Annotated in this window: 21 protein-coding genes; 9 read left to right on the top strand and 12 right to left on the bottom strand. The window is 44.3% G+C overall.

Annotation, left to right across the window (positions count from 1 at the left end; genetic code table 11):
• Window positions 1-209: 209 nt before the first annotated feature.
• The 3 genes from ACLGGO_RS17640 to ACLGGO_RS17630 all read left to right on the top strand — a co-directional run bounded on the left by ACLGGO_RS17640 (window position 210) and on the right by ACLGGO_RS17630 (window position 3,373).
• Window positions 210-539: a DUF6825 family protein gene (locus tag ACLGGO_RS17640; protein ID WP_446336465.1), complete on the top strand. Its 330-nt coding sequence runs from the start codon at window positions 210-212 to the stop codon at window positions 537-539.
• Between the two features lie 367 nt (window positions 540-906).
• Window positions 907-2,610: an ABC1 kinase family protein gene (locus tag ACLGGO_RS17635; protein WP_446336477.1), complete on the top strand. Its 1,704-nt coding sequence runs from the start codon at window positions 907-909 to the stop codon at window positions 2,608-2,610.
• Window positions 2,611-2,644: 34 nt separating this feature from the next.
• Window positions 2,645-3,373 (top strand): Stp1/IreP family PP2C-type Ser/Thr phosphatase, encoded by a 729-nt coding sequence (locus tag ACLGGO_RS17630; RefSeq protein WP_446420284.1) that lies wholly within the window; start codon window positions 2,645-2,647, stop codon window positions 3,371-3,373.
• Window positions 3,374-3,383: 10 nt separating this feature from the next.
• On the opposite strand, the gene ACLGGO_RS17625 is transcribed toward ACLGGO_RS17630, so the two are convergent.
• Both ACLGGO_RS17625 and ACLGGO_RS17620 read right to left on the bottom strand, forming a co-directional pair.
• A complete protein-coding gene (locus ACLGGO_RS17625; protein WP_446420283.1) occupies window positions 3,384-3,779 on the bottom strand; it encodes a DUF1816 domain-containing protein in 396 nt (131 codons plus the stop codon).
• A gap of 358 nt (window positions 3,780-4,137) precedes the next feature.
• Window positions 4,138-5,763: a protein kinase domain-containing protein gene (locus ACLGGO_RS17620; protein WP_446336463.1), complete on the bottom strand. Its 1,626-nt coding sequence runs from the start codon at window positions 5,761-5,763 to the stop codon at window positions 4,138-4,140.
• Between the two features lie 284 nt (window positions 5,764-6,047).
• Between ACLGGO_RS17620 and ACLGGO_RS17615 the strand changes: the two genes are divergently transcribed.
• The 3 genes from ACLGGO_RS17615 (at window position 6,048) to ACLGGO_RS17605 (ending at window position 9,145) form a co-directional block, all read left to right on the top strand.
• Complete coding sequence (locus ACLGGO_RS17615) at window positions 6,048-6,299, top strand: hypothetical protein (RefSeq protein WP_446420282.1); 252 nt, start codon at window positions 6,048-6,050, stop codon at window positions 6,297-6,299.
• 77 nt (window positions 6,300-6,376) lie between these two features.
• Window positions 6,377-8,827 carry a phenylalanine--tRNA ligase subunit beta gene (gene pheT / locus ACLGGO_RS17610; RefSeq protein ID WP_446420281.1) on the top strand — a complete coding sequence of 817 codons (2,451 nt, stop codon included), beginning with the start codon at window positions 6,377-6,379 and terminating at the stop codon, window positions 8,825-8,827.
• A gap of 48 nt (window positions 8,828-8,875) precedes the next feature.
• Window positions 8,876-9,145 carry a YciI family protein gene (locus tag ACLGGO_RS17605; protein ID WP_446336461.1) on the top strand — a complete coding sequence of 90 codons (270 nt, stop codon included), beginning with the start codon at window positions 8,876-8,878 and terminating at the stop codon, window positions 9,143-9,145.
• A 19-nt stretch (window positions 9,146-9,164) separates the two neighbouring features.
• Here the strand turns inward: ACLGGO_RS17605 and ACLGGO_RS17600 are convergent, their stop codons facing one another.
• Together ACLGGO_RS17600 and ACLGGO_RS17595 are read right to left on the bottom strand one after the other, a co-directional pair.
• Window positions 9,165-10,103 carry a ParA family protein gene (locus ACLGGO_RS17600; RefSeq protein ID WP_446336460.1) on the bottom strand — a complete coding sequence of 313 codons (939 nt, stop codon included), beginning with the start codon at window positions 10,101-10,103 and terminating at the stop codon, window positions 9,165-9,167.
• Between the two features lie 157 nt (window positions 10,104-10,260).
• A complete protein-coding gene (locus tag ACLGGO_RS17595; RefSeq protein ID WP_446420280.1) occupies window positions 10,261-11,124 on the bottom strand; it encodes a ParA family protein in 864 nt (287 codons plus the stop codon).
• A 298-nt stretch (window positions 11,125-11,422) separates the two neighbouring features.
• On the opposite strand from ACLGGO_RS17595, the gene ACLGGO_RS17590 reads away from it, so the two are divergent.
• Complete coding sequence (locus ACLGGO_RS17590; protein ID WP_446420279.1) at window positions 11,423-12,526, top strand: AAA family ATPase; 1,104 nt, start codon at window positions 11,423-11,425, stop codon at window positions 12,524-12,526.
• Window positions 12,523-13,197, top strand: a complete 675-nt coding sequence (locus tag ACLGGO_RS17585) for a DUF4276 family protein (protein ID WP_446420278.1) — start codon at window positions 12,523-12,525, stop codon at window positions 13,195-13,197. Before ACLGGO_RS17590 ends, ACLGGO_RS17585 begins: the two co-directional genes overlap by 4 nt.
• A gap of 98 nt (window positions 13,198-13,295) precedes the next feature.
• On the opposite strand, the gene ACLGGO_RS17580 is transcribed toward ACLGGO_RS17585, so the two are convergent.
• From ACLGGO_RS17580 to ACLGGO_RS17560, 5 genes are all read right to left on the bottom strand, one after another.
• A complete protein-coding gene (locus tag ACLGGO_RS17580) occupies window positions 13,296-15,845 on the bottom strand; it encodes a DNA translocase FtsK (RefSeq protein ID WP_446420277.1) in 2,550 nt (849 codons plus the stop codon).
• Window positions 15,846-15,855: 10 nt separating this feature from the next.
• A complete protein-coding gene (locus ACLGGO_RS17575; RefSeq protein ID WP_446420276.1) occupies window positions 15,856-17,895 on the bottom strand; it encodes an AAA family ATPase in 2,040 nt (679 codons plus the stop codon).
• A 167-nt stretch (window positions 17,896-18,062) separates the two neighbouring features.
• The gene (locus tag ACLGGO_RS17570; protein ID WP_446420275.1) at window positions 18,063-18,917 is read right to left on the bottom strand and encodes a hypothetical protein; all 855 of its coding nucleotides are present in this window, start codon (window positions 18,915-18,917) and stop codon (window positions 18,063-18,065) included.
• A 198-nt stretch (window positions 18,918-19,115) separates the two neighbouring features.
• Entirely contained in the window at window positions 19,116-20,102 is a 987-nt protein-coding gene (locus ACLGGO_RS17565) for a glycosyltransferase family 2 protein (protein ID WP_446420274.1), read from the bottom strand.
• 140 nt (window positions 20,103-20,242) lie between these two features.
• The gene (locus tag ACLGGO_RS17560; protein WP_446420273.1) at window positions 20,243-21,202 is read right to left on the bottom strand and encodes a glycosyltransferase; all 960 of its coding nucleotides are present in this window, start codon (window positions 21,200-21,202) and stop codon (window positions 20,243-20,245) included.
• Window positions 21,203-21,505: 303 nt separating this feature from the next.
• On the opposite strand from ACLGGO_RS17560, the gene ACLGGO_RS17555 reads away from it, so the two are divergent.
• A complete protein-coding gene (locus ACLGGO_RS17555) occupies window positions 21,506-22,744 on the top strand; it encodes a glycosyltransferase family 4 protein (protein WP_446420272.1) in 1,239 nt (412 codons plus the stop codon).
• Window positions 22,745-22,831: 87 nt separating this feature from the next.
• On the opposite strand, the gene ACLGGO_RS17550 is transcribed toward ACLGGO_RS17555, so the two are convergent.
• The 3 genes from ACLGGO_RS17550 to ACLGGO_RS17540 all read right to left on the bottom strand — a co-directional run bounded on the left by ACLGGO_RS17550 (window position 22,832) and on the right by ACLGGO_RS17540 (window position 26,281).
• Window positions 22,832-23,983, bottom strand: coding sequence for a polysaccharide pyruvyl transferase family protein (locus ACLGGO_RS17550; protein WP_446420271.1), 1,152 nt, complete (start codon window positions 23,981-23,983; stop codon window positions 22,832-22,834).
• A 114-nt stretch (window positions 23,984-24,097) separates the two neighbouring features.
• Complete coding sequence (locus ACLGGO_RS17545; RefSeq protein ID WP_446420270.1) at window positions 24,098-24,787, bottom strand: class I SAM-dependent methyltransferase; 690 nt, start codon at window positions 24,785-24,787, stop codon at window positions 24,098-24,100.
• 45 nt (window positions 24,788-24,832) lie between these two features.
• Window positions 24,833-26,281, bottom strand: a complete 1,449-nt coding sequence (locus ACLGGO_RS17540; protein WP_446420269.1) for a Coenzyme F420 hydrogenase/dehydrogenase, beta subunit C-terminal domain — start codon at window positions 26,279-26,281, stop codon at window positions 24,833-24,835.

Raw genomic sequence — 26,281 nt, 5'->3', positions numbered from 1 at the left:
CGTTACTGATATAGAGTACCTGAGTATTATTACCCAATCAGGAAGAAATGTCCAGAAGTGTCCAGATATTTAGTGGCCGCTTCTAACCCCCGCACCCCTGCTTGCCATAGTTCCACGCCTTAGATCTCTACTTCCCCTGCTCTGCGGCTTCTGTGTCACTGTTGATAATCACGTTATAATTTGTTACGGATACCCAAAACATCTTCCCCATGAGCAATCCAGTCATTCATGCTTTTTTTGTCGGACGATCGCTAGCTCAAACTATGGGCGATCGCGTAGAAGACGCCTTAACCAATGCTCTGAGCGAACTTGGCAAATTTGATGCTGAACAGCGCGAGCATTTGCAACAGTTTACTGAGCAAGTCATGGAAAGGGCACAACAGGAGATGGAAATCGCCATGGGCGATCAGTATTCAAGTACTACCGTATCGACTGGCTCTCAATCCATTGATCTACAAGCTACTATTGACGAGTTGCGAGCTGAAATTGCTCGCTTGCGGACTGAGTTACAGCTCTACCGCAATAAATCAGTGACCTAATTTGAGAGATGCTGGAGGTAGGTGTTTTCAGGTTGAGCAAGCAAATTGACCATCTCCATGTAAGCCGGGAAACTGAGGAGCACAGGAGTTCCAGGATATTTTAGCTGGTTAGTATTTAGAGTCATGCTGCACGCTTAGCGTCAGTATGTTAATCCCATAGCAATCTGTGATATATTCTGTTGGCTGTAACCTGTTCCCTGCTCCCTTCAGCCGTTGGTTCACAGGTAACATCTGTTCGCTTAGCGTATTCTTAGCTTTCAAAGATTTTGAATTTTTATTAAGATTAAGAGGAGACCATCATTCAGGAATCTAGGTGTCTGCTGTTTCTGATAACTCTGTCAACCTCAAGCAATATAAGGAACGCCAGGTGTCTAGCCAACGTTCCCTAAGAGGGATAAACCAAGACAAGGCATATCGTTGGAATCGGGAAAACTATTCCCGACAACGGCGATTCATTGATATTTGGGCATTTGTTTTAACCCTACTCTTCCAATTGTGGCTCAACGGCAAACCTTGGAGCTATCCAGGGGGCATAACCGAGGCAAAACAGGCGGCTCGTCGTAAGACACAGGCAATCTGGATTCGAGATACATTTTTAGAGTTAGGTCCGACCTTCATCAAGGTGGGACAGCTATTCTCAACCCGGTCTGACTTATTCCCTGGTGAATATGTAGAGGAATTGTCTAAACTACAGGATCGCGTCCCCGCTTTTAACTACGATCAAGTTGAGGCAATTGTCAAGAAAGATTTAGGGAAATCTGTAAGTGAACTCTTTGGCAATTTTGATCCGATTCCTCTAGCAGCAGCCAGTTTAGGACAAGTCCACAAAGCTCAACTCCAGAGTGGAGAAGAGGTCGTGGTCAAGGTACAACGACCGGGCTTGCAGAAACTGTTTACGATAGACCTACAAATTCTCAAGGGGATTGCCCGTTACTTCCAAAATCACCCCGATTGGGGTCGAGGTCGAGACTGGATGGGCATTTATGAAGAATGCTGTCGCATTCTCTGGGAAGAGATTGATTATCTTAGTGAAGGTCGCAATGCCGATACCTTCCGCCGCAATTTCCGCACCTATAATTGGGTAAAAGTTCCTCGTGTCTATTGGCGGTATACCTCAAATCGAGTCTTAACCCTAGAGTATGCTCCAGGAATTAAGATTAGTCACTACGAGGCATTAGAAGCCGCAGGATTGGATCGGAAACTTCTGGCTCAACTTGGGGCAAGAGCTTATCTTCAGCAGTTGCTCAATGACGGTTTCTTTCATGCCGATCCCCATCCCGGTAATATTGCGGTTAGTCCGGAAGGATCACTGATCTTCTATGATTTCGGCATGATGGGGCGGATTAAGGCAAATGTCCGGGAAGAGTTGATGCAGACGCTTTTTGGCGTTGCCCAAAAAGATGCTACTCGAGTGGTCGAGTCTCTAGTCGCGTTGGGTGCCCTGTCGACCGTTGATGATATGGGTCCAGTGCGGCGTTCGATTCAGTATATGCTGGATCACTTTATGGATAAGCCCTTTGAACAACAGTCGGTGAGTGAAATTAGCGACGATCTCTATGAAATTGCCTACGGCCAACCCTTTCGCTTTCCGGCAACCTTCACGTTTGTGATGCGAGCCTTCTCCACCTTGGAAGGAGTGGGCAAGGGCTTAGACCCAGAATTTAACTTTATGGAAGTGGCAAAACCTTTTGCTCTGCAAATCATGACTAACGGTAATAGCCCTGAGGGCAATAGCTTCTTAAATGAATTGGGACGCCAAGCGGCTCAAGTGAGTAGTACGGCGTTGGGATTACCTCGGCGGATTGAGGATACGATTGAAAAATTAGAACGGGGAGATATACGCCTACGGGTTCGTTCTATTGAATCTGATCGGATCTTACGCCGCATGAGTAGCATTCAGATAGGAACAAACTATGCGTTACTACTCAGTGCATTCACATTGTCAGCTACGATCTTATTTGTTAATGGTCAAGCCGGGCTGGCATTAGTTGTGGCGTTAGTCGCCGCCGCGATCGCTTTTGCCCTAATTCGTTTACTCCGAAGGCTCGACCGGTTCGATCGCATGTTATAAATCCCATAAGGTTCTTGACGCCAGCACAAACTTTATGAAATGTTGCTTCACGGGTCTCACTGATCCGGGCTTAATTCGTACCGTAAACCAGGACTATTACTACATCGATCCGAAGGGACGCTTTTTCATTGTCGCCGACGGCATGGGCGGTCATGCCGGGGGACAAGAAGCCAGCCAACTGGCTACTGAGGTCATTCAGGCTCGTTTAGAGCAGCAATGGCTAGATTCAGTCCCTTCGGAAGCGTTACTGGAACAAGCCCTCTACGACGCCAATCAGGCAATCTTAGAGGATCAAAAAAAGCATCCCGAACGGGCAGATATGGGCACGACGGCTGTCGTCGTCATGTTCCGTAAAGGTCAGCCTTGGCTGGCTCATGTTGGTGATTCTCGCCTCTATCGATGGCGACAATTAAAACTCGAGCAAATGACTGACGACCATACCTGGGTAGCACGCGCCATGAAAGCTGGGGATCTGACTCCAGAACAGGCGCGAATGCATCCCTGGCGTCATGTTTTGTCTCAGTGTCTAGGTCGCAAGGACTTACAGTCCGTTGATGTAGAGTCTATGGAGATTCACTCAGGAGATTGGCTGCTCCTTTGTACCGACGGGCTGACTGAGGAACTCTCTGACACCGCGATCGCGTCCCATCTCCAGTCCAATGGGGATGGCGAAGAGATCGCGGCTAACCTAATTACCGCCGCCAAAGAAAAAGGCGGACGGGACAATATCACCGTGATTCTGGTGAAAATTGACGGGATCTAACCCAGAAAGCTTAAAAAATTGTTAAATTTTCGGGCTTGCACCATTTAATCGTCACGGCGATCCCTTGAGCGCCCTCAAGTTCTAGATCCTCAATGTAACCTGCTTCATAAGACGCGGATTCTTCAGGGCTATCATAAGGTCCAAAGTAGTAAGTGACCGCAGGTTCTGCGGTGACAATTTCTACCCACCAAGCGAAGGAACTCTCTTGCTCTGTGTCAGGAGTTAGGGCTTGTATGCTGACAATCTTGCCCCCTAATTGAGAAATTCGCCGCATCGTTTGGTTCATGCGGCTGTACGGAACTCTGATAAATGCAGAACTACTCCGACGAATCGGGTAGCTGAGGGTGTCGGTGGCTGCACTCTGACGCAAACCGACGACTTCATAAATAAAATAACGATTATCCACCAAGATACTACCTGTTAAGCCAGCAACACTTGAAAAGAACAGTCCTAACTCCCCACCCTAATCAGAAGATAGGTAGGGGATATCAGAAACAGGGGAGGAAGGTTTTGATTATGGGAGTTGTGAGCATTCTCCACAAGGATGTCTCACATCGCCCAGTTTTACCTATCACCGCCACCAATATTTGTTATCAGATCCCCAGGGGATTGTCACTACTTTTTTCCAGACAAGGAGTATGGGGAAGCGGGGGGAGCTTGTAGAGGCGTAAGGCGTTGAACTATGGCGAGCGGGGGGAGCTTGTAGAGGCGTAAGGCGTTGAACAACGAAAGAAGAATCCCTCGCTTGAGCGCGATGGGAGTTGTCAAGACCAAAGACCTCGCTTGCCATTCGGCATAATTGTTGCCCAATTAGTTTTAGCTAAGGCTAACTGTTCCTCCGTAATTTTGGCATTGGCAAGATTCGCACCACAGAGATTCGCCCCCTTAAGATTGGCATGATTCAGATAAGCAAAACTTAAATCTGCCCCGCGTAAATCTGCCCCCTCTAAATCCGAATTGCTCAAATAAGCCCGTCCTAAATTGGCATCTCGCAAATTCGCTCGATTTAAACTTGCCTGACCAAAATCAGCACTGGATAAATCAGCGCCTTGTAAATTAATCCGAGTTAACTTTGACTGGTAAAAAATTCCGCCTGACAAATCCGATTTTTGCAAATCTAACCCAGTTAAATCATGAGCAGCAAAATCTCTCCGACCTTTCATATATGCCGTTAAAACACCATTAGCATCAAGCTTTTTGGGTTTACTGGCGGCAAAACTTTGGCTCGATGGGATATCCCCCTTATGAATGGCTGTCACTGACTCAGATATAAAGTTACTGTGGGGATTGCCATTACCAATGGTGTGGGGAGAACCCGGACGGCTGCGTTCTCGTCGTTCACGGCGCTTGCGAATCGCCGCCGCTAACTTCTGGGTTGCCGATGAAGGAGAACTGGGCGAGTCTACCTCTTTAGATTCAAGGGAATTGCCATTTGGATTCGATAGCCCAGAGGTCGGCGTTGCCAAGCCTTGAGCCAAACTATCAAAATAAGGTTCTAAATCTAGGGCTCTGAGAATCTCTTCTGCTGTTTGATAACGATGGCGAACAGAAGCCTCCAGCATTTTTTTCAAAACATTAGCAAAATGATCGCTGACTTGGACATATTTGCGCCAGACCATTTCACCGGTTGAGGGATTGTAATCTAAATCTTTTGGTGATTTCCCGGTGAGCAAATACACACTAGTCACGCCTAGGGCATAAATGTCACTGGCATAAACGGGTCGCAATGCCATTTGTTCCGGCGGAGCAAAACCGGGAGTACCAATAGCAAAATTTGTCAAGGCGGTTTGATCAGAAGTATTGGCAACGGCGGCTTGGTTGACTTCATCTTTAACCGCGCCAAAGTCAATCAAGACTAGTTTCCGGTCTTGCTCTCGTCGAATTAAATTAGCCGGTTTGATATCCCGGTGGATCACCTCTTGGCTGTGGATATATTTAATCAGGGGGAGAACTTCACTCAAAAATTGCTTAGCCCCAGCTTCTGAGAGTGGACCCCATTGTTTAATTTCCTGCTGTAACGTGAGTCCACTAATATACTCCTGTACCAAATAAAACTGGTGATTGTCTTGAAAATAATCCAACAGTCGGGGAACTTGAGGATGATTGCCAATCTTACCCAGGGTTCTGGCTTCTCGCTCAAATAGCTTCTGAGCCATTTCCAGAACCTGCGATGTAGTGGTTGCGGGACGAAGTTGTTTAATGACGCAACTGGGATTGCCAGGAAGAGACTCATCTCTGGCTAAAAACGTAGCGCCAAATCCGCCTTGACCGAGGGCTTTTAGCACACGATAGCGATTTCGCAACATAATAGAATGACCACACGCCTGACAGGTAGTGGCGTGCGGCGGATTTTTGGGCTGAGGACAGTCAGGATTTAGGCAGTAGCTCATTCAGCATCACCAATAGGGCGTTTGTCCGGGTTAGGACGAAAGCTTTCTCAATTGTGATCGAAGCACCCGGCTTATCTATAAGATCTATAGTGGACATTAGTGGGAAACGCACCGCCGAATGCAACCTCGCTTTGGTAAGCCTTGGCAAGCAATCTTGTCTATCTACAGGATATCTTAATTTTCCCTACCGTTTAGACACAGATGCCGCAATAACGCATTGATTTGAGTCGTTTTTGGGTAAAGTATTGATAAAGATTCTCCTGTGCTTGTGAAGAATCGGTAAAGTGTGGCAAGCAGAGGGAGCAGAGGGAGCAGGGGGAGCAGGGGGAGCAGGGGGAGCAGGGGGAGCAGGGGGAGCAGGGGGAGCAGGGGGAGCGGGGGAAGCAGAGGGAGAGCCTGTAGGGGCGGGTTTTACCATTAACGGGAAGGTTGTCACCGTGATATCACTAAACCCGCCCCGATTAGAGTGTAAGTCACCTTCAACAAATGACATAAGACGTAGCTTGCTTCTCAAGGGAAGCGAGTATGACAAATGACGAATAACAAATCGGGTATAGTTAGATAACAGTAACGGAACTGCATATAAGCTGAGGTCGGTACAAGCAAGAAATTAATGCGTATCTCTTTAAATTGGCTGCGGGAACTGGTGGATGTGACCCTAGCTCCCCAAGAAATTGCGGAAATTCTCACTAATGCTGGATTTGAGGTTGAGGATATTGAGGATCAGCGACAGTTAGCCGATGGCGTAGTTGTGGGGAAGGTTCTGGATGTGCAGCCCCACCCCAATGCCGATAAGCTCAGAGTTACTCAAGTCGATATTGGAGACGCCAATGGTCCTGTCACCATCGTCTGTGGCGCGGCTAATGTTCGCGCACAGGCTTATGTCCCGGTAGCAACGGTAGGCACTTACCTGCCAACGGTTGATGTGAAAATTCGCTCCTCAAAACTGCGGGGGGTACGTTCCGAGGGCATGATTTGTTCCTTGGCAGAAGTTGGCTTAGAAAAAGAGTCGGAAGGAATTCACATCTTTGAGGCACAGACTTTACCTGTGGGGAGTGATGCTCGTCCCCTCCTCGGACTCACGGATGTGATCCTGGATTTGACGGCAACGGCGAATCGGGCTGATGCTTTGAGTATGGTTGGGGTTGCCCGCGAAGTTGCCGCCCTGACAGGGGCATCCTTGAACCTGCCAGCAACGCCAAAGCTGACAATTCCTCAAGGAACCGGTGGGTTGACGTTGAAAATTGCTGACCCTAAAGCCTGTCCCGCTTACATCGGTACGGTTATTGAAGGGGTGAAAATTCAACCGTCGCCGACGTGGTTAAAACAGCGTTTACAAGCCGCAGGCGTGCGACCGATTAATAATGTTGTGGATATTACCAACTATATCCTGTTGGAATGGGGTCAGCCTCTTCACGCCTTTGATCGCGATCGCTTACAACAAGTAGCAGGCGGCAAATCCTTAACCATCGGCGTTCGCTTCGCTCATAAAGACGAATCTTTAACCACTCTAGATGGTCAATCTCGCACCCTTCAATCCCAAACTCTGTTAATTACAGCCAATGATCGCCCCGTGGCGCTAGGAGGAGTGATGGGTGGAGAGGAAACTGAAGTCCATGATGGCACAGAGAATCTGGTTCTAGAAGCCGCCCTCTTTGAACCCGTCGCCATTCGTCGTTCAGCCCGCTCTCAAGGCTTACGCACTGAGGCATCCACCCGTTATGAAAGGGGTGTCAATCAAGCAGAATTGGGTATCGCAGCTAAACGAGCGATCGCGTTAATTCAGGAACTCGCCCAGGGTAAGCCGATTGTGCAAGAAAGTGCCGATACCCGCCCTGATCCAGAGAGTTGGGTGCGCTCGATTGAATTACGCCTAGAGCGTGTGAATCAGGTATTAGGTCCGGTGGATTTGGGTGATGAGATTGGTGACATTCAGCCCGATGACGTTGAACGCATTCTCACGGCGTTGGGATGTCAACTTCAGCCGATGGAATCCGACGAAGCGGTGAAATGGAGCGTCACGGTTCCCCCCTATCGCTACCGAGACTTAGAACGGGAAATTGACCTGATTGAAGAAATTGCCCGTCTCTACGGCTATGATCAGTTTTGTGAAGATTTACCCCCCAAAACTGAACCCGGTTATCTATCGATTGACCAGGTTTTAACCCGCAAGATTCGGGAAACCTTCCGCGCGGCTGGATTAACGGAATTGCTGCAATATTCCCTAGTGAAACCGGAAGAAAAAGAGGAGCAAATTTGCCTCTCGAATCCCCTATTTGTCGAATATTCCGCCCTGCGGACTAACTTGCTATCGGGATTGATAGAAGTAGCCCAGTACAATATCGAACAAGGGAATGGAGTATTAAATGGGTTTGAAATCGGGCGAGTCTTCTGGCGCGACGAAGACGGATTTGCCGAAACCGATCGCGTGGCGGGAATTTTGGGCGGCGATCCCAGTCAGGGGAAATGGACGAAAGGCGGACAAGAGGCGCCGATGAGTTGGTATGAGGCAAAGGGGATTGTCGAAAGCGTCTTTGAGCGTTTAGGTTTAACCGTGGAATATCAACCCGATCGCCAGGATTCGCGCCTGCATCCAGGGCGCACAGCTTCCTTATGGATACAAGGCGATCGCTTGGGCAGATTCGGACAACTGCATCCCCAGCTTAGAGCTCAATTGAGCTTACCTGATGAAGTTTATGGGTTTGAGTTGGATCTGAATGTTATGTTAAATGCTCTTGCCCAAGATGAAAACTTGACGCCCAGATTTTCCCTCTACTCCACATTTCCAGCAGCAGATCGAGATATTGCCTTCTTTGTCCCCGATACCGTCTCAGTCGCTGACATTCAACGCACCACCCAAAAAGCCGCCGGAACCTTATTGGAATCGGTGCAATTATTCGATGAATATCGCGGGGAACGAGTGCCACAAGGACAGCGGAGTCTGGCTTTCCGGCTGATCTATCGAGCAGGCGATCGCACGCTGACGGACAAAGAAGTGGAATCAGCCCACCAGAAAGTTCGAGACGCCTTGTTGGAAAAATTTGGCGTTAGCCTGAGAAGTTAAGTGTCATTTGTCATTCGTCTTATGTCCTTTGTTCACAGTTGATTTGTCATGCCTAAATACGTAATCTGGGGAAGCTACTGTGAGGACGTATTAGAAAAACGCGCTCCTCATCGCCAAGCCCATCTGGATGGTTTAACTCAGCAAAAAGAATCTGGCGTATTAATTACGATTGGTCCAACCAAAGATTTGACCAAAGTGTTTGGCATTTATGAAGCGGAAGATGAAGCCACAGTGCGCCAATTGATTGAAGCTGATCCCTATTGGCAAAATGGGATTTGGACAGAGTACGACGTGAAAGAATGGATTCAGGCATTTTAGGTCAATAACCAATAACAAATCACTCCAAGTTTGCCAAATTCATTTTCTTAGAGTTATTCTCAGATTCGTTCTTATACGCAGCTATTTTTTGGACAAATTCCTCGGTTAACCGTATAAACGCTTTTGCCCCCGCAGAACTGGGAGAAGCCAGAACAGCAGGCATAAAACTATCGACGGCTTTAGCCACATTAACATCCATCGGAATGCGATTCTTAAACAGTTGCGTCGGTGTAAAATCTTCCGTTACCCGATTCATCACCTGCTTATAATATCGACCCAGCAATCCTCCTGATAAAATAAAGACAATGCCTAATAAGTTTAGGTCGAGAGAACTGCCCGATTTATGACTCTCTTTCAATTTGGCAATCCGCCGTTCCAAAAGTTGAATTCCCACAACCGATAAAGGTTCAGGACGAGCCGGGAGTAAATAAAAATCACTGGCAACAATACCGCTACGGGTCAAAAGATTATAGCCAGGAGCGCAATCTAAAATAATAAAGTCATAGTTATCAATAATCGGTTCCAAAATACTTTTAATCAATAGCTTCTCAAACCGATTCCACACCTGACTAAAATTGGGCGTTTCTTCGCGGCTGGCTTCTTGATGCAACATTTCGGAGACTAAATACTCATCATACAGATCGATATCTCCCGGTAATAAGTCTAGTCCTTTTAACGAGCAAACGTAAGATTGAATAACATCCTGAATCACCAATTTCCCGTGACGATGGGGGCGAATTGCCTTATCAATTAACTGATTTAACGTGCGTCTACCTTTTCTGGCTTTAGCAAAATCTTGAGGGGCAATTAAGCTGAGTGTGGCGCTGATTTGGGTATCTAAATCGACCACTAAAACCCGTTTTTGGTGATGTTTCGCCAAGCACGTTGCCAAGTTGACGGTTAGTGTTGTCTTTCCGACGCCGCCTTTCATATTAACTGTGGCAATGACAAATCCCATGTATAAAATCCTCTTGGAGAAACGTTACCCGGTTAGGTATCAGCCAACCTAGATGATAAACGCTGTATTGCGTCTGGACTTTACCTAGCTTTTGGCAATAGTCTATTATAGTAATCTATCTTGTCTTCCCCATCTCCCCCATTTCCCCATCTTTACACTAGGCAATCCGGTGGAGAAATTCTTTGGTTAACTCGGTGAATGCTTTAGCACCCGTGGAAGCGGGTTCAGTAAGAACAACGGGTTGAAACTCATCAACGGCTTTGGCAATGGCTACATTGGTGGGGATTTCGGTGATAAAGACTTTATCATCACCAAAATCAGAACGGACTCGCTTCTTGACTTTTGCCGCCATCGTCGTCGCATGACCCAGGGAGGAAAAGACAATACCCAGTAGATTGAGTGTAGCGCGATCGCTCTGCTTTAGTTTTCTGATGCGACCCTCCAAAATACCCATTCCCACAACCGATAGGGGTTCAGGCTTAGCGGGAATCAGATAAAAGTCACTGGCAATCATACCACTGCGTGTCAGTAAATTATCTCCTGGCGGAAAATCCAGCAGAATCCAATCATAATTCTTAATCACAGGTTGAATAATCCGTTTAACTAACCCATCTTCCAGATGATTCCAGCTTTTTTCAAATTCTTGCTGATTACTATGGGTTTGTACATAAATCTGGGTGGCTAATAAGAAATCGTTGTACAGTTCGATATTACCGGGGATCAAGTTCAATCCATTCACCTGACAAATGTTGGGGATAATCACATCCTCAATGGCGGAGGATGACAACGAATGAGATTGAAAGGCTTGATTAACTAATTGTTGTAGCGTGCGCTTTTCTTTGCGGCGCTGCGTAAATTGCACGGGAGGGATCAGGCTAAGAGTAGCATTAATCTGGGTATCGAGATCCACGATTAAGACTCGCATCCCATGTTCCTTAGCAAGGCTTGTCCCCAAGTTGACGGTGAGTGTTGTTTTGCCCACACCGCCTTTCATATTGACGATTGAAATAACCTGTCCCATTCATGGTTGTATTGACGATGATTCTATCATACTCTAATCTGCCTTATACGGTGGAGATGGGGGACGTTAATCGGGGTGAGTTTAGTCGCATCTGGGTCAAAACGAAATGCTATACTTTAGACCGTGATCATTTCAACTTTTGTTGCACTGCCATATAGGTATGAGTAAACCTCAAGTCATGTCCGTGCAAAATATAAGAGTGAAACTCTCCCTTACACCAAAAGATATACAGGTAAGGACTAGGGGATAAAATACCAATACCATTAAACGAATGTCTAATTTAATGCCGAGATAGATTATGTTAAAAAAAATTAAAATTAAAGGGTATAAATCTATTCAAGCCATGGAATTGCAACTAGCGCCAATAAATATTTTAATTGGGGCGAATGGTGCGGGAAAATCTAACCTCATTTCTTTTTTTAAACTGTTACGTTGGATGATGCAAACGCCTGGACAACTACAACTATTTGTTGGCAAATCAGGAGGAGCCAATGCTTTGTTGTTTGATGGCGCATCCGTCACGCCACAAATGGAGTCAGAACTTCTTTTTGAGACAGACACTGGACGGAACGATTACTTCTTTAGACTTTTTCATGCTGCCTCAGATACATTCATCTTTGCCGAAGAGAAATATCGCTTTTCCCGTAACACATTTAATGGATTGGCAGATTGGATTTCATTGGATGCCGGTCACAGAGAAGCCCAAATAATTGACATCGCCAATTCAGGTAATCCCACGGCTCGAACCATTTTTAGACTGATGCAAAGTTGTGCTGTTTATCAGTTTCACAACACATCAGAAACGGCTCGGATTAGACAACGATGGAATATAGAAGATAACCGATATCTACGAGAAGATGGAGCCAATTTAGCTCCCTTTCTCTTGCGTCTCAAAGAAACAGAACCAATTTACTACACAATAATCGTCGATACATTGAATCAAATTGCCCCATTTTTTGCCGATTTTGTTTTAGAACCCGTCAATAACGCCGTTATTTTACAATGGAGGGAAAGGGGGACAGATTTAACGTTTAGTGCTGATCAAGCCTCAGATGGTACATTGAGAACAATGGCATTAGTTGCCCTTTTATTACAACCAAAAACTGATTTACCGGATGTTCTGATTTTAGATGAACCTGAGTTAGGGTTACATCCTTATGCGATTAATATCATCGGTGGTTTAATTAATAGTGTTTCTATTCAGAGTCAAGTTATCTTAGCCACTCAATCAACCCTGTTAATTGATTGTTTTGAACCCGAAGATATTATTGTTGTCGAACGCAAAAATCGCCAATCTTATTTTTATAGACAAGAAACAGAAACACTTGAAGATTGGCTAGAAGAGTATTCATTGTCTGAGCTATGGAATAAAAATATTATGGGAGGAAGACCGAGCCGATGATTCGTTTACATATTATTGGGGAGGGACAAACAGAAGAGGAATTTATTAAGTCTGTTTTAAGGGAACATTTAGGATATTTGAATATTTCAACTGATGTGCATTGCGTGACAACTAAACGAACGAAAAAGAAGGTTTATCGAGGTGGAGCCGTCAGTTATGGAAAAATCAAAAAAGATATTATGCTCTGGCTCAAGCAAGATAGGAGTCAGGAAGCAAGATTTACAACAATGTTAGATTTATATGCTTTACCGAATGATTTTCCTAAGTTTGATGAATCTCAAAATAAGTCTGATCCTTATCAAAAAGTTGAACAACTAGAAGCAGCTTTGGGAAATGAAATTAATGACCCTCGTTTTATTCCTTACATTCAATTGCATGAATTTGAAGCTTTAATTTTATCTGATCCCAACAAATTAACTGAGAGATTTCCTGAGTATCAAGTAAACATAAAAAAACTATTAGCGGATTGTGAAAACTTTACGTCTCCAGAACTCATTAATGATGGCTCAACTACAGCTCCTTCTAAACGCATTAACAAATTTATTCCTGGTTATGAAGATACAAAAGTCTCTGTGGCTCCTTTAATAGCTAAAAAAATTGGTTTACCAGCCATCCGACAGAAATGTCCTCATTTTGATGCTTGGATATCCCAGTTAGAGCAGTTAAGGTAGATAAACTCAATTTTAGATACAAAACTCTCGCACTCCCTCTGCGTACCTCTGCGTTAAAACCTCTGCGTACCTCTGCGTTAAAAAATATCCTTCCCCCTTCACAATTCAATCGTTTTAGCAAATAAACTCTGTAACCGCTGCAACTTTGCCCCAACTTGATAAAGTAAATCTCCTTTCCCCAAAAGATAAGCCGCTTCCGATTGTCTCCCGCCTAAAATAATCTCAGAATCCGCTTCACTAGCTGTCCGCAACGCCACTCGCCCCGGCAAATTTGAACGGATAATCGGAGTAACCACTCTCGCTTCTGGGCGTTGAGTAGCAATAATTAAATGGATACCCGCCGCTCTCGCCATTGAACCTAACCGTTTGATACTCAATTCTAAAGCATTACGGATATCTCTTTCGGTCATAAAGTCAGCATATTCGTCAAAGATGCAGACAAGACGGGGTAAGGGTGAGTTATTCTGTTGATTATAAGCATCGAGGTGAGAACATCCGGCTTGCTCAAATCGCTGATAACGCCGTTCCATTTCTGTGACTAAACTTTCCATCAACGCGATCGCATCTTCGCTATCCTTGACGATAGGAGCGTACAACCAGGGGATTTGCGCGAATTCGGGAAAGGTGACACGCTTAGGATCAACCAGGGCGATTTTAAGCTGTTGGGGCGAATGGCGATAGAGTAAGGATAGCAGCAGCGATCGCAAAAATTCACTCTTCCCGCTTCCGGTTGTCCCCCCGACGAGAAAGTGACAGGTATTCGCATCGGATAAGTCGGCTTCTACCAGTGTCCCATCTAAATCCACACCAATGGCAATTTTTACGGGAGCATGGACTGATGACGTCCGGGATGTGATATAATCCTCAAGCCGCGCCACTTGCCGATCTCGACGAGGTAAATCGACGCTAACATATCCTGGTTGGGGCGCAATTAGGGGGGGATTGGTAATCCCTAGTTGTACCTGTAAATCGGCGGATAATTTCAGCAAAGCACTAACCTTTACCCCCAGACTCGGTTTCAGTTTCACCCGAATAAAAGCTGGACCAACGGCGGTTCCCACGCAGGTAACGTCTATCTTAAAGGATTGTAGCGTCTCGACTAACTGTTGCGCGATCGCATCAGCATCAGGAGTCGTTTCTGGTTCGGGCTGGGGAGTTTCCACCGTCTCAGGGGTAGGCTGAGAGGGGATAGTTTGAGACGTTTGAGTGGGCGTTGCTTCAGTGAATTCTAATAAATGGCGATGAACATGAGCCAGATAAACCGTGTCCATCTTAGCATAGTTTATCTGCTTTTCCGTCAGGGGGCGTTGTCCCCAGTCGCTTTGCTGTTCCTCTGTATCCACATTCGAGAATTGGCAAAGTTCTACCGCTAGGGTTTTCAGCTTCTTGTTGGAGACTTCCAGCGGATTAGCACGATTTCGTCTCGTCAGCTTTTTCACCATCTTATAGGTACAACTGACATTTTCAGCCTGTTTTTTACCCAAAAACTTTAGATCAAAGCTGGCGTTGTGAAAGACTTTTTCAATGCTGGGATTTACCATGATTTGGTCAATAAAATCATTCACCACATCCGGCTGTTCCAAAACATCGAAAATGTAAGCATATTTTCCGATTCTATCCGTAGGATTGGCTAACACCTGAATCAAAGATAATCGAGGATTGGGAGTATTCCAATCAGCCACTTCTGTATCAAGCCAGAGAGTTTTAGCCGTAGTCAATTGTTGGATAACGGCTCTAATCTCAGCGGGTTTGGTTAGATAATGATTCGATTCAGCATCATCAAAAAAGGTTTGACATTTTTCCTGCTGGGGGCAAATTTGGCACAGGTGAGGCTGGGAGGTTGGCGGCGGTGGATAAGGTTGTCCAGGTTCCCAGGTTAACCATTCTTGCATCTGCTGTAATTTAGGCGGAATAAGCTGATGCACGGTATTTTCAAGCTGTTCCCAGGAATAGTAATAATCTTTAAATTCGGGTAAAACACAATAAATAGCTGAGTCAACAGGTAGCTTTGTCTTTTCCCAGAGTAGATAACTATAAACAGCAACTTGGGCTAACTGGGCTGATGGATCAACAGGTTCATAAGTTTTATATTCAACAACACAAAGACGCTGACGTTCGCTATCGACAATTAAGTTATCAAATTGACCTTTAACGAGTTGTTTTGTCCCATCAGGTAAGGTAAATTGGTGTTGAATGAGTTTCGGATCAGGATCAATAAAGGTTTTACCAATAACCTCGGCTGCACTGTGATAGTGACGATTTTTAATTAGGAGTTCTGCCCAACGCTGAATTAATCCCCGTAATCCCTGCCACACTTGAAATAAGGGCTGTGCTTTTCCGGGATCATTTTGGGTAATTTCTTGGAAATAAGGATAAAAAGCGAGTTGATAAAACAACTGTTCCATCTGAGTCGCGATCGCATCTTTTTTCAGTTGTTCTGCGTCGGGTTCAAACAGTTGTTTGAACTGACTTTTTTGACAAGCAAGTTTGACAAACTGATTTGCCAGTTTATGAAAGGTACTGCCAATCCCCAATGAACTCTCTGGAGGAAGAAACACGGTTTTGCCGCCCAGTTTTTTTGACAAATAAAATAGGCGAGGGCATTCAACAGCAACCCGAATATCTGTAGCAGTTAATGAATTTGTCATTTTTAACTAATTACTGAGGTGACATCACTAGACAAACGACTTGTTTTTCTAGTTTTTCGTTTAGATTAGGAATTTGAAGTTTATTTTCTTGGCACAGTTCATCAATTAAGGGGTTTAACTGAGATTCATTAAGCTGAGAGTATTCTCGGTTGGCGTTTTCCAGTAAAGTTTTTCGCCCTAACATCATGCCATCATTTCGCACAAGTGTTACTAAATAATCTTTGGCGTCTTGCCGTACTTTTTCTAGCTCATCATCCTTATCCTCTGCTTCTCCATTTCCCGTATCAGCCGGAACAATTCCCAACTCTTGTAATAAAGTACAGTTATGCAAAATTTGAGATTCACGGATAAATGCTTCCAACTCCTTTAAATTCGGAGTTAAATCGCCTACAACTAAATCCCCACCCAGAGCCGCATTCACTAAACTGTGATACGTTGCCAGGTAATGTACTGAGTTTAAATGGGGGGTAATGTGACGATGGGGCGAACCTGTAAAGATACGCTTAAACAGTCTGTAACCAGCATTATTCGATTGACCCAATTGGGCAGCCCGAATTAGGATTAGACTATCACATAACTTTTGCTTCAGCGCTTTTTCACAAGCTTTCATGAGATAAGAAAAGCTTCTCAGGTTAGCCTCTTCACTCCAAAGAATGCCAATTCGTTCTGTCTGTTCTGATAATTGATAGCTAAACGAATAAATCGAATATTTAGTTTTCTGCAAAAGTCCAGGATCAATGCCTTCTACTTGTAATGCAGCCAGAATTTCTTGCAACATTTGAATCAGTTCCGGTGAGCCAAGTTTAGGGATTCTATCAATTTTTTGCTGCGTTTTTTTGAATTCCTTGCGCCAGACTAAATCAAATGCAGCCAACGGATCAGTTGGAGGAGTCTCTTGTTTCAGCTTAGGCGTTACTGGAACTTCGCCTTTAACTAAACGAGCTTTGTACTCTTGAAATAGCTGACGCCCTAATCTCAAAGCATAGCGAGGATTGGTTTTGCCACGGGGAAATTTGTCTTCTAAAGCTTGCCGAGTTAAAGGATAAATCGGCGAGTTAGGCTGAGGCTCAGCTTGCTGGTGTAAGGGATAAAGTCGAGTTGCCCAAAGTGCTTCGGCTTGTTCCAATGTAATCGGTTTGAGAGAAAGCGCTCCATTGACTCGACCTTCAGTTATATCAGCCGGTTGGATATGATCTTTATTATTGTGCCAAGTACTATTAATGATGCTAATAATCACCAATAAATTTTGCGGATAGCGCGTGTGAATACTGGAATTTACATTAAATAAAGCTTGTAAGTCCAGTGAACCGTCAGGAAAGCGCGGGATGTTATCCAATTGGTCAAAACACAGGACAATCGGCTGGCTGCTTGCTGAAATTCGACCAAAGTTAGCTAATACCTTCTGAGCCGCATCTTCAGTATCGATTAAACGTCTAACTCCCAATTCTTTGAGATCGTCTTCATCTAATTCATCTCCGCGCAACCAATAACAGGCAAGAGGCTGTAATTCGGGATTAGTCAGGTGATAGAGGACTTTGAAAAACTCTTTAGGATTATAGAGTCCTGTAGGATAGCTTGCTGTCAGATCACTAATAAATTTCTTCTGCTCACCCAGTAGCTGTTTCATTAAGCTACTGTTTTTTAAAGCAGGTAAACTCTTGATCCATAGCAGCAACTGAGAGTCTTCTTGACCTTCTGGGACATGCATCAAACTATCGACCGTTTGCCGCAGAATATGACGCCAGATATAATCGCTATCGGGCCACGGTTCAATATAAGCGAAAAAGGCTTTAGGGTTAAGCGTGCGTTTCAGCCGTGCTAAAAGATAACTCTTACCCGAACCAGAATCTCCCGCCAATAATAAAGTGCGCGGATAATGGTCTTGGGTAACTTGATCCAGAACCCCTTCTATCTGAGTAATCACACTTTGATGAATTGAATCAACAGTGATCGCTTGATCTTGCCGTTCCTGCCAAAAGTTACCCGTCTGAAAGGTTACTGGGTCAAAGGGATTAATCTCTTGCCGAATAATTTGATCTATGGGTGTCATGCTAAAATCAGGTTTTACTCAGAGACTGCCGGGATAAAGAAATAGAATTAGCGGGTAGGTTATTAAGTCGAATGGCACTGAAAAGCGTGCATTTTTGGCTCGCCTCCACCCTTGATACACTGTAGGGTGGGCATTGCCCACCAGCATGCCAGTCAGTACCATTGATGTTAAGTCACGATGATAAAGAACAATGATCCCCCAATATCTTGAGGAATTCCCGCCTCAATTTGTTCTGGGGTATAAGCTCTCACTTCTTGTAAAGCACTAAGTTCTATCTTATCTTGCCGTTCTAGGCGATAGAGTGCCTGATCTAATTCTTCCCTAGATAGGGGCGGTTGTAACTTATCCCGCAAATAAAAAATCGGCAAATAGTTGTCTGTCCCCAATTGCCGATCTAAATCTTGAATTATCTGTAAAATCTCTTCATCACTGGAGACGCGCCATGTCACGTCTCTACTTGTCAAGGCGGCTGTCGCTGGCGTTGGTGACGCGGTAACGGCTTGTAACTCTCGGCGCAGGAATTTCCGCATAAAGCGCAGGTAATCTGCCAGCATTGCTTTAGTCATGGTTAGGTTACCCGCACCCAGAGGCGTGTATTCCTCCCGTAGATACTCCTTCCCCGGTTCCGTCAGCCAGACATCTTTAATCCGTGTCTGTGCCGGCTCAATAAACCCCCGATGTGCCAAACTATCGATGAGTGCCTGTCGGGTTTTAGCTGGGGTGATGTTGGTTTTGCCGGGAGTAATCGCGCCCTTCTCGCAAGCTTGGAGAATTTTCAACTCTTGCGGGGTTATGGGTAATCCCGCCGGATCTAGTTTCAGCAGGGATTGTCCGGGAGGGGCAATTTTCAGCTTTTGAATCTCCTCACTATAGCCAACCAAATCCCGTTCCCGTAGCTGACGACAGATGCGATCGCGTTCTGAAGCTGACGTTTTAGAATTTGGCTTAAGTTCCGTAATCGATGCTCGATAATCCTGTTTTCCCAATAGTTTCAAGAGAAACTTCAGTTCTTTAACGTCCATATAATCAACCTAATTTAATTAACGTCCAAAATTTTAGGGAACAAGATGTTCCCACTACTAACATCACGAAGGCATCGGCAAAGGATATAACTCCATCCTAGCTTCATCAGTTAGGTTTGTCGTCAGCACTTTAGTGCTAGCAGCGCTGAAGCGCTTACTACAAACTGTGCGATCGCACTCTCCATTCCCCAGAAAGGCTTAACCCACTTCTCGCACCTGATCGGTATAATCTTTCGGACGCATTTGACGAAACACTTGCAACGCCGCATGGCGTAAACTGAGGGGTAAATAAGATAAAATTACTCCCAATTGCGCTTTCCGAGAACTGCCAATCACTTCCGCTACATCTTGCAGCATTTGGCGTCCCTGAACCGTATCCCCATTTTCAATTAACCGTAACCCCAAAGCTTCTTTTGTCCATGCCAATTTTTGTATCCTTAGTTTCTCTAATTCCTGATCTGGAAATCGATAACTATCAATACAAAAAACCTTCGCCTTGAGAAAATGCAAATTCTGCCTTAAACTTGTCTGTCCCCCATGGAAACGATACTCCATCAAATACTCTGGCAAAAAATACCCCTGCTTCTGCGCGATCGCTAATCTTACCAGTAAATCAAAATCCTCGCAACCATCGGCTTCTGGGCGCATATAATCCACATCCTGCAAACAGGCGCGACGAAACAGCGTTGAACCCACCTGCAAACTTTGATATTGAAACGTTTGCCGCATTAAATCAGGAATTATACCGGGCTTCAGCTTATCTTTTCCCCACTTCGCTGCATTCTCTTTCGTCGCTGACTCATCGCGATTGCCGTGTTTATTAATAACCCAGTGATTTGTACAGACAAAATCCACTGTTGGTTCCGCCTCTAATACTGCCACCGTTTTTTCTAGGAATTCTGGTGTCAGGGCATCATCGTCATCAAATTTGATAAAATAGTCTCCCTGTGCGGCATCAAATCCAGAACGCATATTTTTACTGCGCCCTATATTATTTTCATGGCGAACATAGCGAATCCTGGAATCATCCCACTGACTGACAACTGTCGGTGTATCATCAGTTGAACCATCGTCGCAAATAATTAACTCAAAATCTTTATAGGTTTGACTCAGAACACTATTAACCGAATTAACCAGATAGTTGGCACGGTTGTAAGTGGGAATACAAACACTAACTTTAGACATAATAGATTCGGTAAGGGAATAGGGACTAGGCTACAGGGAATAGCTTGAGCAGAGGTATCTGAGTTTTGCCCGGTTACAAATCACTCTTTTATCCTTCGTAACATGGCTAACCTGATGCCAAGCCATTTTTTGCCATTCATTTAAATACTATTGAGGACATCAACAATTCTGCGCCGAAAAAAACTATCATTCTGTTGATACCAATCACGAGCATTATCGCCTAATCTTTTTTTTGTCATGTAATCCATTCCTAAAACGTCGTTTATTTTTTGTTCTAATGCCTGGGAATCCACGTAATAATTGATCCCCAAACACTGGGGATTTGCCAGAGAATAATCCACTAAAATCCCTCTATCTGCTGCGATCAACTCATTCATCGGTGGTGCATTGGTCGTAATTACTACTGAACGACAGCTCATCGCTTCGGCAATCAAATGACCAAAACCTTCCGCTTCTGAAGGACACAGGTGAATACCATGACTGTTCTGATATTCCCTTAATACTGTATCATCCAGATAATGAGTAATATACTCAATATTAGTTGTACTCATTGAGTCAGGCTCTTGCCAATTCCGCCGGATAGTTAGGGGGGGCCACTCTGGATGATGCCGCCATAGGTTGATAATTGTATTTGTGCCTTTTTGAGCGCTTTTACCTGCCAGATGGAAAAACTTATCACAATTTTTGCTGGATTGAGGGTTGAATTGGTCAAGACTGGTAAAGCCAATAAATTTAGTTTGGCAGCCTAATTTGTCAAAAATGGATTGGGCGAATTTAGTTTTACAAAGGATGTAGTCAAACTGATTTAAAAAAGGACGCCACTCGTCTCGGAACCATTCCTGATTTGGGATTAAACAGTTGAGGCGAGCATAAGGAAACCAAGAGGGGATAACATACTCTAAAAACAGGTTAATATCATAGGGGGGATTTTTGTTGTTCAATTCGCTAGTAAACCGCTCGACATAGGTTGATAGACGCTGAATTTTATGGTCAAGTGTAGATTTGCCGACTTCAAAAACAGTAACTTTGAAATTAGACTTTTGCAAGATTTCAGTGAGAATACCTGCGTCTCGACTTAAACCAAAGTTATTATCTACCATTATTATATTGACACGCTTCATAGTCAATCCAGTAAGTTAAATAATCGATTTATATAGATTAGAATAGCCTTTGAAATAAAGGATAAAATTCAACAATCAAATCAGGCTTAGTGAGATTTTCAGCGCTTTACCTCCTACTGGGTTCGATAGACACACAAAGTGTTACACTCTTTCTGTAGCGAAATTTTGGTATAATTTTATCGAGTTGAGCAAAGAATTCTGCAAACTGCAATAGTTTGGACTCACATTAGCCTCAATGCGATTCAGCCTAAAATATGAGCAGGTTCTCCAAGGAGGTATAATTTGGCGATCGCTCCCTCGATTCGGACTCTCTTCATCACTAAGGAAGTGCCGTACCCACCCAAGGGTGGAGTATCTCTACGGAACTGGCAAAACATCAACATCATGATGAAGTTTGGTCTTGTTGCCGTTTTCTCCGCTTCAAACTGGACTCCTAAGCACTCATCTCTACCCGGTGTTGTCCTATGGAAGCATACTAATGTTACCACACAACGCTCAGGTTGGGAAAATCGACAACGTCGGTTGTGGTGGCTGCGCCGCCGCAGACATCCAGATGCGGATTGGGCTTATTCCAATAGGGCGGCTCAGGAATTAGACGAACTCTTAACAAAATTTCAGCCTGATCTGGTAATTTTTGAGGAGGTGTGGCTCTATCCCTACCTGAGTGTGGTCAAGCGCCATCAATGTCGGATTATTTTTGACGAGCATAACATAGAAGCACCGCTTTTTCAGCAGAAATATCCTTCATTTGAGGGTCTCAGATCACGAGCGAAAGCAACTATTCAGCTTTCCCATCTCACCTCCATTGAGGGCGACTTCGTCCGTCAAGCCAACCAAGTTTGGGTATGCAGTGATGATGACGCTTCCCTGATAAAGACCTTATATGGAACGGTATCTCATACTCAGGTTATACCCAATGGGATGAATGTGGCTCAGTATGACCCTGTGCGCTTGGGTCAATGCCGCCCTCCCAGTGGATTAGAAGATACTCGCCGAACCTTATTATTTGTGGGTTTACTCTCCTACGCACCCAATACAGAGGCGGCGGAATTACTTATAGACCAAATCTATCCTCGCTTACGAGAGATTGACTCGGACTGTCGTCTTTTGTTAGTCGGACGCAATCCGAATCAAAAGATGCAGGAAGCTGCCAAACGAGAACCTGGAATCATAGTCACAGGAGGGGTTCCAGATGTACTGCAGTATCTAGCTGCTGCTAGCATTGTGATTGTGCCACTGCTTCAGGGGGGAGGCACTCGTCTGAAAATCCTAGAAGCTTTTGCGGCTGGTTGTCCAGTCGTCAGCACGGCAAAGGGGGCTGAGGGGTTGAAAGCGAAGGATGGGGAACATTTGCTGATTCGGAATGAAGTTGATGCAATCGTCGAGGGTGTGTGTCAACTCTGGGCAGAGCCTGCCTTGGGTGAGAAACTAGCTCGTTCTGCCTATGAGCTGGTCAAGTCAGAGTACTCCTGGGAAGCTGTTGGGAGAAAGGTAGATCAGGTTATTCAAGATTTATTTTGAAGGCAAAAGATTAAATTAAGCAATATGCTGAATAGCATTATTGACTTTATAATCCTCAAAGACTAACTTGAAAATACCCTGTACTCTTTACACAAAGTTGGCGCGTGCCAGTTCTTGAATTTTAGGTAATTTTGCTTGAATTTGCTGGCAAATATCTTTTCTATTTTCAATCAGGGGCACCAAAAATTTAACTAAATTATTTGACTGAAGAGCTTGTTGTGGCTCAATCATCATACCTTCTAGCTCAAAATGCTTAAACAAACCTTCAAATTTTCCCTGATATGTAATACAGCCGACTGGTGTTTGTTGACCTAAACAAGCGATAGAAAGGTGAAATTTACCACTTAGAACCAGATCAAGCTTACCAACTATAGCTTTGATATTAGCTGCTGTGCAAGTTGCGCTTATTTTTTGAGAAGGAAACTGGATTTCGGCAGGAAGTGCCTTGAAAATTGCCTCAATTATGGCAAGGTCACTGAACTTGTTTTTGTAAGTCCGAAAATCGTGAGAAATTAAAACAAAACTAATTGTTTGATTTTTTGAATACAGTTCTACTAAGGTATCGACATAGATTCTAACAAGCTGCTCAAAGGTTTGAATACCAGCCCCTTCAGTGAGTTGGTTGTAAGGATTGAAGCCTATTACAATACGACCATTGTTTTGTTGTTGAGCAATCCACTCCCAAATTTCGGAAACAGCCTCGGACTCTACAGAAGGAGGCAGCAGAAATGCTACATCTGCTACAAGTTTAATGGCTCTATCTGTATGTTTAACCAATCGTTCTTGGGAAATTTGGTCTCTCGCACATAATTTGACATTGGATGGCAATTTCCGCAAACTTTGCACAGAATCAGGTGTTGGTTTTTCATTAAAACTGAACCCAATAACAGTAGTATCAAGTCCTATTGACGCGGCGACTGAAATCATACTCAGCATTTTAGACGTAGCTGGAGGATAATAATAACCATCCATCATGTCAGCACCAAGGCAATAAAATTGCTCATATCTGACAATAATAGGCACAAGGCGGAACAAAGCTTTCCAGGAACGCCATGAACCATAAGAGAAATAGTCTTTCATGTCAATAACTTCATTGACTGAATGTAAGCCTCCCCACTGGCGATCAGGATTGTAAGAGATTAAACCAATGTGGTTTACACCTTTTTGCTGAAGATAATTGACTGTTGCAGCCACCAAAGCTTCATCGCCAAGATTACCGGGTGCCGCTGCGGGTAACACGAGAGCAGATGACTCCACGCTTTGAAGGAGTCCCACAGTTCGCATTAGGCGCAAAATAGTGTTGTAAATTGTTAGTAACCAGGATAGTATTAGTCGTTTCATGCTCTTTGGATTCTACACAGCACGGAAGAGTTTTATTGCCACTTGTCGTATATTCTTATCTTCGGGATTTCTTGTCAGGTAATGATAGCGGCGTTGATAAAATGTATCTCCTTCTTGATTTTTTTTTGATGCCCAGTAAAATGTTGGTTTTTTTAGCCATTCTTCTAAGTAAGCATGGTAAGCTGGCAATGTGAATACGAAGCACCCCCCTGGCTTAAGCACTCGCAGCACTTCTCGAACAACTTCTACATCTCCAAAATCTGGTATATGTTCTAAGACCGAAACAGAAAAAACCTTATCAAACGTATTATTTTTGTAAGGTATATTTGTCGCATCAAATACATCAATTTTAGGTGATATATTAAATGCTTTTGAATATTTTTTGAAATCTTCCATAAAATAATCTTCTATGTCAGATATTGTGATTTGATTATACCCCCTTTCTGCTAAATACAAAGATAATAGCTTGGGGCTAGAAATATCCAAAATCGAATTATTAGGATTTAAGTCAAGAAGTTCAATTGTCAACGGTAATTCTATGATTCTAGGATAATTCATGGGGACTCTAAACCATTCACGGAAATGTCTTGTTTTACGAATATCTTCTTGAAATACCTTCGGCAGAAGTTTTAGATAAACAAATTCTTCTATGTCTTTCTGCCTATTTCTTACTGAGAGCATCAATTGATTTTCTTCTTTCATAATTCTAATAAATGCCTGAATTTTACCTTCCTATGTTTGATTTGGCTAACCGATTAATCTCCTCAAAAACTGCTTAGCACGCTGCGCCCTTTGCATCCATTTAGGTGGATGATAGGATGCTCTATATGCCTCAACTAAAGGTTCCATCTTCTTAACGAATAGAGAAAAATCACGAGCTTCTACTGCCTCTTTGAAGGCAATATGACTTTGTTGTACTAACAAAACACGAAACTTTTGCCCTTTGTTGAATAAAGGTCTGGAACGGTCAATCCTAGGCTGAACACGCTTCGGAGGATACCATTCACCCCGACGTTTGGTTATGAGGAGACGATATGCTAACCCATCCCGCCGATGACGGAATCCTGATTCCTGCGAACGAGCTACTTCTTCAGCATCAATGTAATCAAGCTTTAACTTGCCAGTCGCCATCCCTTGTTCCAATAACTCACGGATTTTCGGATGGCGGACAACTACTACGTTTGTACCTTGGCTGTCCCGAACATATTGAGGCAACCAAGCATCACCAACACTAACATCTGCTGCTTCAGCAACCACATCATCACAATAATCGCAGGCTTTGTACTTAAAAAAGCCTAGCCCCCAATCTTTACCGTAAAGTTGATCAACTGGACTGGTTTGAGTAACTACCTGACCCTCTTTTAGTCCCACTACCTCAATTCCATAGCTATTAGCATTTCTACCGGGTATCTTCTTACGGAAGTCGAACTCTAGAATGTTACCCGGTTCAATGCCACACTGCCATGCAAACATATCAGCAAACCGCCTACTCTTGAGATGACCACAAACTAGCCCGACACAAAACTTGATCCGTTCCGCTAATCTAGCATCCTGACGCATCAGGAGACGAACCGCTTTGAGAAAACAGGGTATCCCGACAATGGCATAGCGTCCTGGTTGTTCTCGGACTTGCCGAATAACTTCAGACATTTCAATGGGATAGTAGCGAGACTTTGCCCCCTGCTTCACCTGTTCGATTGTCGTGGATATTTGGTAGTGGAATAGCCTAGGATCATCCTCAGAAGGGTGACGAGGCTGGACGTGAATCACTCGATCAACCAAACCTTCCAGCATTAGGTTAGTCACAATCCAAGTACCCATTCCACCCGAACTGCCGCGATCGCGAAAATTTCCCTCAGACACAAAACCTGCATAGGTAGCTTGATAATAGCCGATTTTGTTGTGGTATTGACAGTCTTTGCCAAACAGTTCCTGACCTATCTGATCTTCGTTTTGTGCGCGACTTGAGAATGGGCATACAGCCTCCACGGGAAGATCAAAGGACGACTGTTCAGCTAATGGATTAATAGTAGCAGTGAACTTGCCGTACTCGTCCATCTGCATCTGAATTGGAGATTCGCTGACTGCGGCGCATGCACCGCAGCCTATGCAATAGCCGCCCTTGACTACAGTCTTAAAGAGATTTCCTAGCTGTGAGTTTTCATTAAGGACAGTGATGTTTGCCGAGCTACTCAT

Source organism: Coleofasciculus sp., assembly GCF_046565525.1.
Taxonomy (GTDB): Bacteria; Cyanobacteriota; Cyanobacteriia; order Cyanobacteriales; family Coleofasciculaceae; genus Coleofasciculus.
The sequence above is the reverse complement of the archived record's forward strand: the minus strand, read 5'-3'. Positions and strand labels throughout refer to the sequence as shown.

Excerpts from the sequence above, each read along its gene's own strand:
- ACLGGO_RS17540 (WP_446420269.1), bottom strand. The coding sequence starts at position 26,281 with ATGAGTAGCTCGGCAAACATCACTGTCCTTAATGAAAACTCACAGCTA.
- ACLGGO_RS17605 (WP_446336461.1), top strand. The coding sequence starts at position 8,876 with ATGCCTAAATACGTAATCTGGGGAAGCTACTGTGAGGACGTATTAGAA.
- ACLGGO_RS17560 (WP_446420273.1), bottom strand. The coding sequence starts at position 21,202 with ATGGTAGATAATAACTTTGGTTTAAGTCGAGACGCAGGTATTCTCACT.
- ACLGGO_RS17575 (WP_446420276.1), bottom strand. The coding sequence starts at position 17,895 with ATGACACCCATAGATCAAATTATTCGGCAAGAGATTAATCCCTTTGAC.
- ACLGGO_RS17640 (WP_446336465.1), top strand. The coding sequence starts at position 210 with ATGAGCAATCCAGTCATTCATGCTTTTTTTGTCGGACGATCGCTAGCT.
- ACLGGO_RS17620 (WP_446336463.1), bottom strand. The coding sequence starts at position 5,763 with ATGAGCTACTGCCTAAATCCTGACTGTCCTCAGCCCAAAAATCCGCCG.
- ACLGGO_RS17545 (WP_446420270.1), bottom strand. The coding sequence starts at position 24,787 with ATGAAAGAAGAAAATCAATTGATGCTCTCAGTAAGAAATAGGCAGAAA.
- ACLGGO_RS17630 (WP_446420284.1), top strand. The coding sequence starts at position 2,645 with ATGAAATGTTGCTTCACGGGTCTCACTGATCCGGGCTTAATTCGTACC.
- ACLGGO_RS17595 (WP_446420280.1), bottom strand. The coding sequence starts at position 11,124 with ATGGGACAGGTTATTTCAATCGTCAATATGAAAGGCGGTGTGGGCAAA.
- ACLGGO_RS17570 (WP_446420275.1), bottom strand. The coding sequence starts at position 18,917 with ATGGACGTTAAAGAACTGAAGTTTCTCTTGAAACTATTGGGAAAACAG.
- ACLGGO_RS17585 (WP_446420278.1), top strand. The coding sequence starts at position 12,523 with ATGATTCGTTTACATATTATTGGGGAGGGACAAACAGAAGAGGAATTT.
- ACLGGO_RS17590 (WP_446420279.1), top strand. The coding sequence starts at position 11,423 with ATGTTAAAAAAAATTAAAATTAAAGGGTATAAATCTATTCAAGCCATG.
- ACLGGO_RS17600 (WP_446336460.1), bottom strand. The coding sequence starts at position 10,103 with ATGGGATTTGTCATTGCCACAGTTAATATGAAAGGCGGCGTCGGAAAG.
- ACLGGO_RS17580 (WP_446420277.1), bottom strand. The coding sequence starts at position 15,845 with ATGACAAATTCATTAACTGCTACAGATATTCGGGTTGCTGTTGAATGC.
- ACLGGO_RS17565 (WP_446420274.1), bottom strand. The coding sequence starts at position 20,102 with ATGTCTAAAGTTAGTGTTTGTATTCCCACTTACAACCGTGCCAACTAT.
- pheT (WP_446420281.1), top strand. The coding sequence starts at position 6,377 with ATGCGTATCTCTTTAAATTGGCTGCGGGAACTGGTGGATGTGACCCTA.